At 59.0% G+C, this 15061-nt stretch carries 15 protein-coding genes, 4 pseudogenes and 1 other annotated feature; of the genes and pseudogenes, 9 read left to right on the plus strand and 10 right to left on the minus strand.

Annotated elements, in window-relative coordinates; translation table 11 throughout:
* From IVB50_RS38245 to IVB50_RS38260, 4 genes are all read left to right on the plus strand, one after another.
* The coding region (locus tag IVB50_RS38245; RefSeq protein ID WP_247300069.1) for an amidase family protein at window positions 1-487 on the plus strand (487 nt) is incomplete at its 5' end.
* A gap of 68 nt (window positions 488-555) precedes the next feature.
* Window positions 556-984, plus strand: a complete 429-nt coding sequence (locus IVB50_RS38250) for a DUF302 domain-containing protein (RefSeq protein WP_247300070.1) — start codon at window positions 556-558, stop codon at window positions 982-984.
* 84 nt (window positions 985-1068) lie between these two features.
* Window positions 1069-1641, plus strand: a complete 573-nt coding sequence (locus IVB50_RS38255; protein ID WP_247300072.1) for a TetR/AcrR family transcriptional regulator — start codon at window positions 1069-1071, stop codon at window positions 1639-1641.
* Window positions 1642-2333: 692 nt separating this feature from the next.
* Window positions 2334-3992, plus strand: a complete 1659-nt coding sequence (locus tag IVB50_RS38260; protein ID WP_247300074.1) for a hypothetical protein — start codon at window positions 2334-2336, stop codon at window positions 3990-3992.
* Window positions 3993-4053: 61 nt separating this feature from the next.
* Here IVB50_RS38260 and IVB50_RS38265 read toward each other — a convergent pair whose 3' ends face one another.
* From IVB50_RS38265 to IVB50_RS38280, 4 genes are all read right to left on the minus strand, one after another.
* Window positions 4054-4548 carry a hypothetical protein gene (locus tag IVB50_RS38265; RefSeq protein WP_247300076.1) on the minus strand — a complete coding sequence of 165 codons (495 nt, stop codon included), beginning with the start codon at window positions 4546-4548 and terminating at the stop codon, window positions 4054-4056.
* Between the two features lie 483 nt (window positions 4549-5031).
* On the minus strand, window positions 5032-5259 hold the full coding sequence (locus tag IVB50_RS38270) for a hypothetical protein (RefSeq protein ID WP_247282199.1): 228 nt from the start codon (window positions 5257-5259) through the stop codon (window positions 5032-5034).
* A 169-nt stretch (window positions 5260-5428) separates the two neighbouring features.
* Window positions 5429-6130 (minus strand): hypothetical protein, encoded by a 702-nt coding sequence (locus IVB50_RS38275; protein ID WP_247300078.1) that lies wholly within the window; start codon window positions 6128-6130, stop codon window positions 5429-5431.
* A 305-nt stretch (window positions 6131-6435) separates the two neighbouring features.
* Window positions 6436-6723 (minus strand): hypothetical protein, encoded by a 288-nt coding sequence (locus IVB50_RS38280; RefSeq protein WP_247300080.1) that lies wholly within the window; start codon window positions 6721-6723, stop codon window positions 6436-6438.
* A gap of 253 nt (window positions 6724-6976) precedes the next feature.
* Between IVB50_RS38280 and IVB50_RS38285 the strand changes: the two genes are divergently transcribed.
* Entirely contained in the window at window positions 6977-7174 is a 198-nt protein-coding gene (locus IVB50_RS38285) for a hypothetical protein (protein ID WP_247300081.1), read from the plus strand.
* Window positions 7175-7209: 35 nt separating this feature from the next.
* On the opposite strand, the pseudogene IVB50_RS38290 reads toward IVB50_RS38285, so the two are convergent.
* Window positions 7210-7334, minus strand: a pseudogene (locus IVB50_RS38290) (DNA ligase); the annotation flags it as partial.
* A gap of 318 nt (window positions 7335-7652) precedes the next feature.
* On the opposite strand from IVB50_RS38290, the gene IVB50_RS38295 reads away from it, so the two are divergent.
* A complete protein-coding gene (locus tag IVB50_RS38295) occupies window positions 7653-7919 on the plus strand; it encodes a hypothetical protein (RefSeq protein ID WP_247300083.1) in 267 nt (88 codons plus the stop codon).
* Between the two features lie 69 nt (window positions 7920-7988).
* Here the strand turns inward: IVB50_RS38295 and IVB50_RS38300 are convergent, their stop codons facing one another.
* The 3 genes and pseudogenes from IVB50_RS38300 to IVB50_RS38310 form a co-directional block, all read right to left on the minus strand.
* A complete protein-coding gene (locus tag IVB50_RS38300) occupies window positions 7989-8447 on the minus strand; it encodes a cupin domain-containing protein (protein ID WP_247300084.1) in 459 nt (152 codons plus the stop codon).
* 369 nt (window positions 8448-8816) lie between these two features.
* Window positions 8817-9002 (minus strand): hypothetical protein, encoded by a 186-nt coding sequence (locus IVB50_RS38305; protein WP_247300085.1) that lies wholly within the window; start codon window positions 9000-9002, stop codon window positions 8817-8819.
* Between the two features lie 278 nt (window positions 9003-9280).
* Window positions 9281-10513 (minus strand): annotated as a pseudogene (locus tag IVB50_RS38310) (IS3 family transposase).
* Window positions 10113-10229: a sequence feature (AL1L pseudoknot), on the minus strand. It overlaps the preceding pseudogene by 117 nt.
* A 938-nt stretch (window positions 10514-11451) precedes the next feature.
* Here IVB50_RS38310 and IVB50_RS38315 point away from each other — a divergent pair.
* Together IVB50_RS38315 and IVB50_RS38320 are read left to right on the plus strand one after the other, a co-directional pair.
* A pseudogene (locus tag IVB50_RS38315) lies at window positions 11452-11687 on the plus strand (IS3 family transposase); the annotation flags it as partial.
* Window positions 11687-11958: pseudogene (locus IVB50_RS38320) on the plus strand (DNA ligase); the annotation flags it as partial. The pseudogenes IVB50_RS38315 and IVB50_RS38320, both read left to right, overlap by 1 nt.
* Window positions 11959-12330: 372 nt before the next feature.
* Here IVB50_RS38320 and IVB50_RS38325 read toward each other — a convergent pair.
* A complete protein-coding gene (locus tag IVB50_RS38325; protein WP_247300086.1) occupies window positions 12331-13554 on the minus strand; it encodes a type II toxin-antitoxin system HipA family toxin in 1224 nt (407 codons plus the stop codon).
* Entirely contained in the window at window positions 13547-14125 is a 579-nt protein-coding gene (locus IVB50_RS38330; RefSeq protein ID WP_018457436.1) for a helix-turn-helix transcriptional regulator, read from the minus strand. Before IVB50_RS38330 ends, IVB50_RS38325 begins: the two co-directional genes overlap by 8 nt.
* 481 nt (window positions 14126-14606) lie before the next feature.
* Here IVB50_RS38330 and IVB50_RS38335 point away from each other — a divergent pair, with 481 nt between their 5' ends.
* On the plus strand, window positions 14607-15008 hold the full coding sequence (locus tag IVB50_RS38335; protein WP_247300087.1) for a hypothetical protein: 402 nt from the start codon (window positions 14607-14609) through the stop codon (window positions 15006-15008).
* Window positions 15009-15061 lie beyond the last annotated feature (53 nt).

The following is a 15061-nucleotide window of genomic DNA, read 5'->3' on the forward strand; positions in this document are numbered from 1 at the left end:
GGAATTTCTTCGCCGCCATGACATTCCGACCACGTTCGAGGCCATTTACGAGGGCCTTAAGCCCCAACTTCGGCAGGCGTGGGGGCACATCGTACTGCCAGGCGCTGCGGGCGCTACCTCGGCAGAGGCCTACCAGACAGCGCTCAACGTGAGCCGCCCGGAAATCCAGCGCCGGCTCAACGCGGCGTTCGTCTCTCGTGGTGCGCAGGTCATTCTGCAACCGACCACGCCCTGCACGGCGCCATTGATCGCGGAGCAGGCGACGGTCCATATCGCGGGGCAGGAAGTCAGCTACCTCGCTTTGGCGAACCACACCGTGTCGGCGAGCAGCGTGGGGCTGCCGGGTATCAGCCTTCCTGTTGGCTTGTCTCGCGCTGGGCTGCCGATTGGCCTTGAGCTGGACGCCCCCTTAGGGAGCGACCGGGGGCTCCTGCACCTTGCCCGCGGCATCGAAGGCATCTTGGACGAAAAGTCGCGTGCGATCTAACGCCGTGGCCCCTTCGCGTGGCGAAGGGACTACCTGCAAGCAACCACAACCGATTAGAGGATCAACAGATGGCCAATGCACGGTACTCAACGCGTGTCATTCCGGTCGAGCACGTCACCATCCGGTCAACAAAATCTTTCGAGGACGTTCGTGCCAAGCTCGCGACCTTGGCACCCCGCATCGATGACGGGATCTTCACTCTTGGTGAAAGCACGCGGGCGTTTCGAGAGTTGGAGGCATGTCCGCCGCTCACCATTTTCGGTCAGCGTGACCACGGAGCGCTCCTGGCTATTGCTGGGCTGACGCGCCGATCCATCCAGTTCGATATCGGAAATCCGCTCACCGCATCCAAGATGACCCGCCACCAATTGTCGGCCGGGCTCTATGCGCCCATCAGCGTCCTATTGCGCGAGGATGACGATGGCGGTGTCGCGTTTGAATATGACCGACCAGCATCCGTTTCGGCCAGTTTCGCAGCGATAATGTCGATGCAGTAGCCCAGTGTCTTGATCGCGAGCTCCAATTCTTGTTGGAGGCGGCTGCAGCGTAGAGCTGCGGGATATTAGAAGAGTGGAGAGAAGATGCGTTTCGAGAAAGGTCATAAAGCAGCGACGCGGCGGCACATCGTCGATGTAGCGTCGAAGTGCGTGCGCCGAGACGGCATCTCCGCCGCCGGGATCGCCGGGATCATGGGCGAGGCTGGCCTGACCAAAGGGGCTTTCTCTCCGCACTTCGAGTCCAAGGAGGCGCTCGTCCGCGAGGCGCTGGCGAGCGCGCTCGGAGACCAGCAACATCGGCTCGATGAAGATCAGCAGAGGGGCCTGGCCCTCGAGGGGGCGATCCGGAGATACCTCAACCGCGCTCACCTCGAAGACCCGGCGGAAGGGTGCCCTTCGGCGGCGTTGCTCCCGGAAATCGCCCGCCAGCCCCTGTCCACTCGGCAGGACTACGAGAAAGCGCTGCGAAGCTACGTTTCGTCTCTGGCCGCACTGCTTCCGGATGCCGATTCTGCAGCGAGCCGCCGCCGCGCGACCGCCATCTTCGGCCTCATGGTGGGCACCCTCCAGTTCGCGCGGGCCGTCCCCGACGCTGTCCAGGCAGACCAGATCCTGGAAGGCGGCGTTGAGGCCGCGTTGCACTTGGCGCGAGTTTGATCTTGCTAGATTAGGAAGGGCGGAGAGGTGCGAAAAGACTTTCCTTTCTGGCCCGTCGCCGACCTTCGTTTGCAGGGCCGCTATGTCTGACTTGAGGAGATAAGCCGACCTCGGTCCATGGCTGATAGAAGCTGCAGGGTGTCTACCGCCACACCTTGTCGATTCACGCGCTCAAATATGGTCGCAGCCGTGGCGCGGTCCTCGATCGTCGAATACTGCACCGGCACTCGCATTTCCTTAAACACGGATTGCATCTCATTAATGCGCTTCGCGTCTTCGTCCTTGAGGTCTTTGGTTGCTGCGCGCTAGGGGACGGTGTCAAACAAGGCTTTCAGAGGAAAATACCTGCCTGGATCTGCTTCCGGAGAGTGCAACGAATTGCGTGTCCTGTGCGCCGCTCTCGGCCTTCCCTCTCGAAGAAGATGTTCAGCCTGGGGCAACGACCCTAAACCAGTCGCGCATGGTCTGCCGATGCGCTCGACCTGTTCAACAGGAACCCGACTTTTCGAGTTCCTTTATCCGGAGCTCATTTACCCGTGCGCATCTAATAATGCGCGAACAACCAAAACTGTGAACTGGCTCTCACAAGCAAAGCGCCGTCTAGCGTAACGTAGCGATAAGAAGCCAGTGATGTAGCATCGCTACCCGTCGAACAGGCCGATTGCTGCATACTTGGTGGTGCTTTTCGTCCCATGGGGCTTATTTTTGCAGGAGCATCCGAGATGCAGACGCTTGGACAGACTGCGCATTTCAACATCCAGTACGACGAAACCCTGCTCGGCCCCGATGGCAATCCGAACGCGATCTCGCGGGCTCAGCGAGTCCTGGGAGTCTGTGAAGCTGAATTCGGTCTCTTGGCTAGCTGGTATAAAATCACGGATGGATTTGGACCCGACAATCGCGTCACAGTTCAAATCATTGCGGACTTTGCAGCGGGTGGGGCAAGCAACAACGGGTACAAGGGAGGCAACACGATCATCAAGATCGGCAACCAGACGGCAAACGCGAACGCGATTGCTGCAGGTCAGAGCAGCTGCATGTCTTTTGTGGCTGAATTGGTCGAGGTCCTTGCCAGCTATCGCAACCAGCACGGAAACGCCGCCTGGAACGCGAGTAAGAGCGATGGCGAGGGCCTGTCGTTGCTTTGCGCCCGCGAGCGCTTCGGCACAGGGTATTCACTGTTTTTCGGAACGCCATGGGTGAACAGCTGGTTGCAGTCCAGCCGCGACACGCAGTGGATCAATGCCTCCGAGAACACCGACAAGAATCCGCTCAGCTTCGGATTGTCCCTGCTGTTTCTCTACTATCTCAAGAACCAACTGAACCACTCCATTCCGGACATCATTGCTGCGGGAGGGGACAGCCTTGCGCAAACTTATCAAAACCTTACAGGCAAGAGCGACGCAACCGCAGCCTTCTCGCAATTGATCAATAAGTATTTCCGGCCGGGGAGCACGCCCCAGCTCGCCACCGAAAATCCTTTTCCACTCTTGGAGGGATTGCGGCGGGAGGTAAAGCTCTCGCTTGACCCCGAGCCCGAGGGAAAGCCGTTCCACGTGGATGAAGGGGTGGCGTTGACGTCACCCTTCTTCACCTGCCCAAAGGATCTCTACAAGTGGTTTGTCGACAGCGCTCCGAAGAAAGTGACTTGCGTTGCGACTGTGCGTGGATTTGGCCTTCCCATATACCGATGGCGAGTTAATGGGGTCGACCTGAATCCACCGGCGCAGCTGGACCAGCCAAACGTGCAGGGATCCATCACGGTCCAGGCGACAGTGGCGACCGATCATGCAGCCCAGCCATCTACGTCAGCCCTGCAGGACGTCCTCATCAACTATGGCGTCGGAGAAGACGATTTCAGTTCGAACCTGGTCTTTGACTTGCCGGGAGTCGTTGGCCACGTCGATTTGTCAATCGAGGCAAGCGCGAGCGAGCGGTTTGCGTCGAGCGACGTTAGTTGGACGGCTCAAACTATAACCGTTGATAACGAAAGTCTTCATTGGGAGGCACGTTACTACACCGACCGAGAGCGCTGCATGAAGCCCTTCCTTGATGTTGCGGCACGTTATATTCGGTCCGACCCGTTCTTTAGTTTGGTGAAGTCGCTGCCGGATCCTCCCCAGGAATATACTCGAGTGATTAGAGAGCTAACACAGGCCTCCGCTCAGATTGCTACTCTAGCGCAGCACGCGCCCGACCAGGCACGAGAGTTGCGCCACGCTATGTCGTCGGCGCTGGGTATAGCTCCTGCCGTTTTGGACGAGCTTGGCAAAGCGAACATCAGGTCGACCGCGGTGCCCCACGAAGTGCCGGAGACCCTCCTAAAAGGAATGGGTCAGCAGAGTGGCTAACTATCCTGATAGTCATGCACTGCCCGCAATACCAGCGATGAAGCGGTTAGCGGCGCCATTGTCAGCGACTTAGCCTTTTCGCACGCCTTAGCGATTCGACGATTGGTCCGATCCTTTCATCCACCGTCTTGTTGCTTATGCTGAAGGATATGCGATCCGTGCTCCTAGCCGAAGCATCAATGCGGGCCTTTTGAAGATTTGAAAGATGCTCATCCTCAGGCCAGAGCTCATCTTGGATATGGCAGAAACCAACCGTTCTGCGAGGGTGAAACCAACAGAAGTTATTATCCGTTGATCCAAGTGCTACGTGATGCTTGTTGGATGACAGGCGTTCCTCGAGCTCAGCCGCCTTCAGGGCGGTTGCAATCTTGTCCATGACGGCCAATGAAGCAAAGTCGCGCTTCTTCTCCCAATACTTCCGATCCGTTCGTTCAGCCTCCTCCGAAGTATGTGCTTCAGGGGTCTCTCCGGTAACGTCCAACACAGTGACGCCATGAAGAACCACGTTGCTTTTGTCCAGCTTAAAAGCTCCGACCTGCACTGCGATCATCGGCACTGAACGATTGAGGACCCGTAGCACGTTGAAAAACGGCTCGTGATTCTCTCTGCGACAATTACGGCTCTGTGTTCTGACCCGGGACGACGCTGCCGCTCAACACCCCAATATTCGATGGTGCGGATATGTGACTCTCGTCCAACGCTCCCAGCATTACCTCTTCTTCGTAGAAGGTGTCCGCTTCCTCCGAGTACATCAGGAAGTCGCTCTTGCCGCCATGCGGCTGACGGCGCTCTCGCGCGAGACTTCAAGCTCGCCCAGACCAAGTATGCTGGTATCGTTCAATATCTGAGTCTGGAGCCACTTCTCGACCAACCCAGCTGCGCGAAGTTCAACCGCTTCAATGTTTTTCAGCGCGAAACCCGTTCCTGAGCTGCACCTCGGTTCCGAAGACACGGGGTGTGTTATGGGCATGCTCGGCGACTTTGGCCCTGCGACATGTCGACAGCCTGCCAGGCCGGCATGACTCACAATATTCGAATGTCAACTCGGCGGAGAGACCGGCCGTCTATTCAGGATCGCGCGCTCATTGTCGTTCGTCGTTGCACCTCGGAACACAGCAACAAATCGATCGCCTTGCCAAAGCTCAACGTCGTGCTCGGCATGCATTTGCTCGGCTCGACGCCGCGCCGCCTGCTCGTCAATGCAGTCGAGCTTCGCCACGCAGATCACTTGTCGGCTGCTGTCCACCACGAATGCTTTGTACCGCATTCCGCAATCCGATCCCAACGGGGACCGTCATCGTAATCGAATGTCCGTCTAAGGCGGTGGGCAAACTAAGTGTGGGCGGGCGGAACCTTTGTACGTGTGGCAATTCGGCTATACTTGGAATTCATCGATCGCGCGGCGACACGCGTACGTGCCTAGCTATTGCGCTACCTCACTGGCGTAATCTCACCGCGCGCCGAAGCGTGCGGCTCGAGCTTAGGATTGAGAAGCCACCAAGCATTATCAGCAGCATACCTGACCAAGTTGCCGTCCAGCTGCGTGCCTCGTCGTGCGCGTCTGCAACGCGCGCGCCTACTAGCAAAGCTGGAGGGGAGCCGGCGAGCGCGGGCGCGAGGAGCTGCTCAACGTCGACTTGGCCCGGCACGGAGTGCTCAGGCGGAAGCCGCCGGCTCTGCGCTGACGTCATGGCGTTGCCAATATCGAGCACGGCAGCGGCATCAGCCACCTTGATTTCGGCTGCAGGCGGCTGAAACGGCTCGGCCGGTGCGGAGCGCAGCAACTCCGCGCGCGCATCAACCACCGCGCTGTGCCTGGACTGCGCAGTCCCGTTCTCGTCCAAACTGGCGGTGCGATCTTCGGCCCCGCGATGACGAACTGTCTTCTTCACCTTCGCGACACCCTCGGTCAGGAACCAGCATTTACGGTGACCGTCGAACCGATAGACCCAATGCGCCCGGTCCGCGGTCGTGTTGCCGGGTCGCGGCAAGCATTGCGGTTGCGCCAAAGAGGTCGCTGCGGGCTCGCGAGGAGCGGCATTGAACAAGTCGGCAAACGGGTCGGAGACCGCAGGTGTCGCCGAAAGACCTCCAACAAGAGCCAAACCGGCGAAGCAAGATCGCAAATGACGGGACATCAGAAACTCCCGGTGTTGCGCCCCACCCGCCACGACCCTTCGCGCCTACATGGGCCGCCATGCGGCTCAATTCCGGCGGCGCTATGGATTCATTGTGCGCCTGAACGACATCCCGGTCCGAATTGAAAACCCAGTGCAGCAGCCGAGGTTGCCAACCGTTCGGGAAGGTTTGCTCCCGACCGAGGGAGCGGCACAAGTCGGGAACTCGGGTCCCACGCGAATGCGCAAGCTGTTCCGCCGCCCATCATTAAACCGGCCCAGCGTTGTGTGCCGCTGGGGCGATCGCATTTCCATGTGCGACCTGACTACCATTCTGGATCGTCGAAGCCGCCGTAGTCCCGAACGATGTACTCTCGGGTGAAGCGCTCGACCGGACGCCAGCGCTCGTGAATAACGATGGTTGCAGTCGGCGGCCTCCAATAATCAGGATGGATGACGATGGTCGGGGATGGCGGGTAGGGATAGCGGGAATGAATGCGCCAGCAAAAATCCCCCTGGCATGCGACGGCGGCCGAGGCGCTCGCGGCGGAGAGGGCCAGGAGACCGGCAGCGGCGCTTGTTGCAATAAGAAGTCTCACAGGCGTGGTATTCATTGTCTTCCTCCTCCTTCTTCATTTTACGCACCGTAAACGGCCGTGCTTGTCGCTTCGTTTCAAAAAGTAAAATTAAAACAGGAACGCAGGAGTTCGACCGCTGCCCACGGCGCAGCCGAGGGGCCTGCGTTTGCGGCGCAGCACGCGGTTCTTGGAGCAACCCGATCCGACGATAGGCCTTAGCGTAAACGAACATCGCAAACGGACCACCGGTACGGTATCGTAGGCGAGCTCTCGCCCGACGGAGGCGCACATGAAGCGCAGCTGGTCGATGTTGATCGCCGTCGCTGGGGTGGTGATTGTGTTCTTCTCCATGCTCGCCATTCGGGAGCAGCGCGCCGGCTTCGATGCGTTTGGCAAGCAAGGGGCACCCGCAGGCGTCGATCTATATGACGATCCCGCTCTCCGGGAGATCAGCGAGCGTAGCCCCTACATGCGCAACGAGCGCTGAGTCGGCTTGCTTCCTGCGGCGATCCCAGGCACCCATCACAAATCTTCCCGCAGGCCTTGAAGATCGGGTGGCCGGACCTTCTTCTCCGCCCACTTCGCGCGGTACTCGACCTCGGCCAGCAGCTTCGGCGCGACCCGGAGGCCCTTTGGGCGATCCGCTTAGCGACGAAACGCGTGCCCCGTGAGCTGCTTCGTTGGCATCCGTCCATGCGTTGCGAAAGTCGGCATCGGCGGCCATCATCGCGATGCTGCCCCGCCCATCCAGAACTTCAGATCCGATGCCACTCAGCCACTCCGAGAGACGGCGCAACCAATGCTCGGAAGAGACCTGCGGTTTGAAAACCTCAATCGTTCCGCCCAATCCAAGGCCTCACCCGCAACGGGAACTTGCGTAAACAATGAGCAGCTTGACACCGCTTGTTCTGGAACGAACTGTCGCACGCAGACATTCTCCAACTCACTAAGTGAAGGAGAATAGGATGCACAAGTACTTGTTTGCTGCGGCGATCGTGAGTGCAATCGCGACACCCGCAATCGCGGATGAAGTCGGTGTCGGCGTTCAGGCCGGTCCGGTCGGCGGAGGCGTCACAGTCGGAGAGTCTCACGAGCACCGACCCGTTGATCGGGACCGCACAACGGTCATCAGGGAGCCTGAGCATAGGGAAAGTGACAGAACGACGGTCATCAAGAAAGAGAATGAGGACGGCAGCCGAGAGAAAACCGTCATTCATCACGACAACGACTAACAAATGTGCCCGGACCACCGTCCGGGCTTTTCTTTTGCCTCGCGACACAGAGACGATTCGTTTACTTCGCTACTTCTTACTCGGATCGTCTGCGGGATTGACGTAAGTTATCCCGAGTGGCCCTTGGCCATGAATTTGAACAACGGAAGGACTACTTGTCCAACCATAGTGGTTCATTTTGGCAGGCGCTTCGGCGTATCCGCCCGCTGTTAGCTCGATCGCTTTCTTCTCATCGAGTTTGTCGCCCATTCCGATGTGAAAGTTGCCCGATATGACGGTAGCGCCTTCATCTGTTGGATGATTATGGGCGGGAATTTTATAACCGCTTGGCATTCTTAGGCGGAGAACGAACAGCCCTTCTTTGGACGGGTCGCCCGAGAGTACCGCGATGTCGGCCCCCTTCGGCAAGGTGGGTGGTGCTGCCTCCCATTTAAGCTCACCAGAGTTAATCGGCATTTTCATATCATCGGCAATGGCTGTGTTGGCACCTGCCAGGACGAAAGCCGAAGCGAGCAAGCGACTGAGCATGATCTCCTCCTTTTGGTGAGCGACCATCGTGTGCCAGCGGTGAAGCAAGTCAACTGAAAGTTAGCCTGCCGCTGCCGCATTCTAACGATTGGAGGCCTTAGCAGATTTATGATCAAGAGTGACAGCTCCGCTGACCTTGGCTTGCCAACGCTCGGACGAAACATCGAAGAACTCGGCCCGTTGCTTTTTCTCGCTCGAAGCTTACTCAGCTACTGCTCCAACCCAGGAGCCCATGTTTCAGCTTAACGCTGCGTGGGTTAACCACACCAAGCGAGCAGCCTCATTTTGGACCAACTGATCATGACCGTTGGGCCGCTCTGCACGGGGAGCCGCCACGTGATTAGAATCGTCGTGCTTGGAGTGGCTTGCCTAGTTGGACTGGGCGCTATTGCTGCAGCCGCGAAGAAATCCGGGCCGCCGCCCGCGGCCGATGTGGTCATGCCAATAGTAGCCGGTAACAAGGCTGATCGCCTGCCATTCACAATCAAAGTGGATATGCCAGCTGCCGGTGAGCGCGCGGATGTTGCGTACGTCCAGCCTGGCGAAGAAGAGCAAGCTGATTTACCGCCATCCGCACCAAAGCAAGTCGCTCTTCCACCGCGTCGCGACTTTACGCCTCGTCATTGGCACGATCCCCATGACCTGAACGCCAGGGCCGCAAACAAAAGAGCCGACACCGCGAAAGGACCAAGAAAGGGCGCGGCTGATCAGCCTCTAAAGCAGGCTGAGGCTAAGCGGTGCCGTTCGGACGGGCTGGATCCCCTGTTAAGAAAGCTGAACTTATCGGCGCCGTGTGAACCGCCCCGGGTTTGCCGGAGGCCATTTGGTTTAAGTTATGCCGCCATGGCGGGTTGTTCCAGCATGGCGTAGTAGCGTTGCTCGGCTTCGGCAGGCGGGATGTTGCCGATGGGCTCCATGAGCCGTCGATTGTTGAACCAGTCCACCCATTCCAGGGTCGCGAACTCTACGGCCTCGAAGCTGCGCCATGGTCCACGCCGATGGATCACCTCTGCTTTGTAAAGGCCGTTGATCGTTTCGGCGAGAGCGTTGTCATAGGAATCTCCAACGCTGCCGACGGAAGGTTCTATACCTGCTTCAGCCAGGCGCTCGGTGTACTTAATGGATACGTATTGGCTGCCCCTGTCGCTGTGGTGAACGAGCCCGCCACGATGAACCGGCCGTCGATCGTGCAGAGCCTGTTCCAGCGCATCCAGCACGAAGCTGGCGTGCGCTGTGCGAGAGGCCCGCCAGCCCACGATCCTGCGGGCATAGGCGTCGATCACGAAGGCGACGTAGACAAATCCGGTCCAGGTCGCGACATAGGTGAAGTCGGACAGCCCACAGGACATTCGGCCTTGGCGCCTTGAACTGGCGGTTGACGTGATCAAGCGGGCATGGCGCAGCCTTGTCGCTGATCGTGGTCTTGACGGGTTTGCCGCGGATGGCCCCTTGCAAACCCATGTCCCGCATCAGTCGCGACACCGTGCAACGGGCAACATCGAAGCCTTCGCGCTTGAGCTGGCGCCATACCTTGCGCACGCCGTAGACCCGGAAGTTCTCGTCGAAGACGCGCCGGACCTCGATCTTCAGCCCGGCATCCTGCCTGCCGCGCGCCGACAGCTTGGCCGGATCGCGCCGCTTTGCCACATGGGCGTGGTAGGTCGAGGGGGCAATCGGCAAGACCTTGCAGATCGGCTCGACCCCATGCGCCCCACGATGATCGTCGATGAAGGCGATCATGGCTTGGACCGGCGGTCGAGCTCCGCCATCGCAAAATAAGCGCTCGCCTTGCGCAAGATCTCGTTGGCCTGTCGAAGCTCACGGTTCTCCCGTTCCAGGGCCTTCAGCTTCTCGGCCATGTCGGTCGGAACGCCGGCTCGCTGCCCGCTGTCGATCTCGGCCTTCTTGACCCAGTCATGCAGCGTCTGCGGTGTGCAACCGATCTTGGCAGCAATTGATGTCACTGCAGCCCAGCGCGACGGGTGCTCGCCGGCGTGATCCAGAACCATCCGAACCGCACGGTCCCGGACCTCAGGCGAAAACTTGTTCGTCGTCTTGCTTGTCATGGCTCCATCCTCTCAGGAGTTGGAGCCTCCGGCAAACCCGGGGCGGTTCAGTGCGATTCATGACCCCACCTCTAGTCGCCCGCTGCGCAATGGTTCTAATCAATATTGATCTGGCGGCTCATTCGCCGTTAATGATTGATTCAGTTTGCAGCATGATCATTGGGGAGCGACAAGGGATGCGATCATGCGATTGCGCCAGGCGAATACCTTGGAAGAGATCGAGGCGAGGGTCGCTGAAGCCAGCGAAGACCCAATGGCGCGTGTGACGCTGAGCGCGCGGGATTTCTCGAGTGCCAGCCGAGAAGAGGTTCTTGCATTATTGAAAGCAGACGGCGATCGAAAGCGCACCAATTGGCTGGTCGCAGGCGCGGTGATCGCTGGTTTTGCGTTGGGATGGGCTGCCGGTTTTGGTCGGTACGGTCCTATAACTTTCGCGTCGCTCAATTCAACCACTCAGACAGAAACGCCTTCGCGTCGAAACGCCGAAACGAAGTCAGGCCGCAGGACCGGAGGCCCGCGAAAGACGGTATCGACATTGGGTTTGCGAACACCGCCAGGCGTAAGTCAATTCTCCGCAGATGGAGCGAGCATTTCCGCCGAACCTACAGCCACATGGTCCGACAGGGCTCATCAATCCGTGGACGTATCGAGCACCGTTCCTCAGGGCATCGAAGCAGATATGACGGCGACCGGCTCGATAGCGCCCAGCGGGCCTCTCATGCCTGCCCCGGAGACAAGACCAGCAACCATTGAGGGTTGGACCGTTCTTGCAGTTCGCGGCGGAACGGCGGTTCTCGGAGGGCCCGATGGGGTTCGGATGGCAATGCGCGGCGATACAGTTCCCGGCATCGGGCGAATCGATTCGATCGTGCGTTGGGGCAGCCGGTGGATTGTAGCGACAGCTACTGGATTGATCTCGACTCCGTAAACGGCGCGCAACGCCCGCGGGGAAGCGGTACCTGTCGTCCATTTGCGAGAGGCATTCGGGATGAGCCAACGGCAGGCGTGTAAAGCCATCGGCTGTTGCCGCATCACCGTGAGATACCAAACCACCCGGGCTGACGATACCAGCCTTCGCCAGCGCATGCGGGCGATCGCCCAGGAGCATCGCCGCTTCGGTTATCGGCGGCTGCATGCTCTGCTCAAGCGGGAGGGCTATCTGATTAACCACAAGAATGGGATGGCCTCTACCTTGGTCGCCGCAAGGGCGAGGAGCTGATCTACGCGGGCAAAGTTGATCACGGCTTTTCGCCAGCCGACGCGAAGGAGCTTCAGAAGAAACTCAACCCGCTGATGCGCAAGACACAACCCTACACGAAGCGCATCGCGCATCGAGGCATTTGGGGTGAACCGCAATTGCTGGCGCAGATCGAGTACAGGACCAAGAGCGCCGAAGGAAAGTGCGGCATCCGCTCTTCAAGGGATTGAGGAAAGTTTTGGGATGACTGATGCGTTCGACCAATGGAGAGAATGGGCGGGAAAGCCTCCGGGTGATCGGCGCACGAGCCCGGCTGAATCGTACCACGCTGTCATGGACCTTCCGCCTGAGGATCGGTTTGACCGTGAGAAGGTCAACGAGGCGGCGCTCAACAATGACAAGAGTCTGTCTGGATATACGAGCATGGTCATAAGCGCGCGGGCGATGTGGATTGGATAAAGGTCTTTGCCACCTAGGAGGCCGCAAGCGCATGGCTTGCCGAAAACGATCCTGAAGGCGTGGCGTGGGCCCATCCGATTGAACGGGAGAGACAGCGATGACCAGCGTGGGGTTGTATGTCAGCGCTGCCGCCCTTCGATCCGGCTAAGTAAGCCACGGCTCAGAGCTCGCTGTAGATCGGGATCGAAGCGGCATGTGCGTCGACGACTTCGACGACTTTCTTTTCCAGCGGGAGATCGCCCTTGCGTTCCGACCATATCTTCTTGAAGCGCTGGACGATTTCCGCGGCCGTGTCGACGGCCAGCTTTTCCGAGATCTTCGCCTTCGCCGCCAGATGCGTGAGCTCGTCCTTGGAGAACTCGGTCATCTTCTTCGTGCGCGAGTAGTTCAGCGCCATCTTGTCGTCCGCGATGTAGGGTATCGTAGATAGCAAATCGTAGGCGGGGGACAGGACGGGCGTGCGGCGGTCGGGGTAGATCAACGACCAATTCTTCAGATGCATGTCGGCGTTGCCGATCAGCGTGCTGAACACGAGGCGTCGGACAAACTCGGCGACGCCGGCTTCGCCGGTCTCGATGCCGAGAACGCGCGCGATGCTCCGGTAGTTGGCCTTGTCGTACTTCTCGTCCGGAAACACGCCGAATACCTGCGCGAAGTCCTCCATGTGGACCGGTCCGTCGGCGGAGCGGTCGAACCGCTTGACGGCGAGCGCACGTCCCTTCAGCTCGCCGATTCCTTCCGGAAGCCCCTTGATCGACTCGACGTCGATCAGTTGGAGCTCGGGCACTTCCATGCCCATCTCCTTCGCCAGGGTCATCATGGAGAATTCGTTTTCCGGCACGCCAGGGTACTGATGGGACGGAAGCTTGACTATCCACGAACCGCCGACGCCCTCGACGGGAATGGTCAGACCGGCGTTTTTGGGATCGTTCTTGAGCGCCGAGAACTTCAGCTGCACGCCCGCGAGCGAGAAGCGCAGCAAGTTCTGCCGCTCGTCCGGTGTGAGATCCTCCTCGACTTGGGAAGGCAACGCTTCTCCTTCCGCCGGATGGACTGACAGGGCGCCCGGGAGGTCCCGGCCCAGCATCCAGAGAAGAAAGAATTCGCGCTTTTCCTTCACGCCCGCGCGTTCCGCGAGGTAGCGACGCAGCGGTCCCTCCGGCAGAAGATTGGAGAAGAAGGGCGGAACGACCTGCTGATACGGTTTGAATGAGGTGAGCAGATTTCCGAACGTGTCCTTGAAGGACAGGCTCAATGTTGGGCGTGCGGCGTCGTCGATGTAGCTCTGGTTGAAGGCGAGCAGCGACCGGTCGCCCTGTATGAGCGTGAGGGTCGCGATCGGGTTGTCGTGCAGGCGTACGTCCAGGACCGATACGTCAGGCATCGTCATCCTCTTCGTCGAGAGCGTAGGCCGGGCGGGGGGCTTCTACGGGATGCGCGATCCGGTTGCGTAGACCTTGCAACACGCCTGCCGAATTTTCCAGCACTGGGTTGGGGATAGGTTCGGCGCGATAGCCTCGCAGTGTATCGACGACGTCTTGGACAAGATTCAGGTCAGTTTTCGAAAGATGGACCTGCTTCAGAAAGCGCAAGTATTCGGCGATGCGGTCGAGCGCAGCGGAGCTACCGTGGCGCTTCCTTTGTCCGGAAACGATGCGTTCGGCCTTCACGAAGAGGTTTGAGGGTCCTTCCTCAAGGGAGAATTCGTTGAGGTTTGAGCGCAGGATGCCCTCCACCGCGGGAAGCAGCTTCTTGGGCACGAGTACGACCTCGAGGTCGAGTGCCCGGACCATCTGGATGAAGCTGGACAGGCCCGGTTCGACCCGGCCGGTCTCTATCTGGGAGATGTGCGCCTGGGTCAGACCCGATCGGACCGCCAACGCACGCTGGCTTATGCGCTCTTGCGTGCGTTTCGCCTGGACAGTCCGGACAAGCTCTTCGCTCGGATACGACATGATATATAATCCTAATCAAAGGATCGTTTCGATAAGAATGATATATCACGGTCATGCCTCCAGTTTCAAGGTCGATAACTATTCTTATCGTCACGGCGGTCATGATAATAATAATATATCAAACAAGTAGGACAACCAAGGACGCGACAACGTAGCTCCATTTCTCGCAACGCCATGGTGAGCCGGCTCTGAAGCCCCCACATGTCGGTTCCCGGCCGTCGATCCCACCGGAACACTCACTTTGGGATTTTCGCGCGAAAACCCCGATTGGCCTCCGCGAGCCCAGCCAAACTGCCGCGGGCAGAACACGGAGGTAGAACGATGTACGCCGACACGGAAGGCTATTTCGGGCAGGCAAGCGGGATCCCTACAGTCGGCTCCACGAGCTTCGGGTCGAGATATCACGAACTTTCAGGACAAGATCGAGCGTCTTCGCCGCGAGGGAATCCGGCTCTCACCAAAGCTCGAATGGGATGCATTCGTGACGGCCTATACCCTTCACGACGAAGTGCCCCTTCATTCGTACCCGCGTCGCATCATGCCCTTGATGCGGCAGCTTCGGGAGCAGGAGGAGCGAGCACGCGCGAACATTTCGGAGTTCGATCCTTCCACATTCGACAAGAACGACGCGGCCGAAGAGCTCCAGTTCCGCTTCACCACGAATGCTTCTCTGATTGGCGATTTGTACCTCGTCTACATTCGGGAAGCGCTCACGGCCCATGAGAAGGAGACCCTGGCCGCCGAAGAAAACTGCAATCTGTATTGCGCCGCGGCCGCTCTGCAGACTCTCGTCGATATATGGGACGAAGCCGCGAGCCTGATGAACAAGCTCAATGTATGCGCGTTTCGCGGCATCGTGAGCACGGATTTCAGCGCATCGTGAGCAACGATTTCAGAGGATCGTGAGCAGCGATTTCAGGCGATCGTGAGCAACGT

This window comes from Bradyrhizobium sp. 87 (assembly GCF_023073015.1).
GTDB lineage: Bacteria > Pseudomonadota > Alphaproteobacteria > Rhizobiales > Xanthobacteraceae > Bradyrhizobium > Bradyrhizobium canariense_D.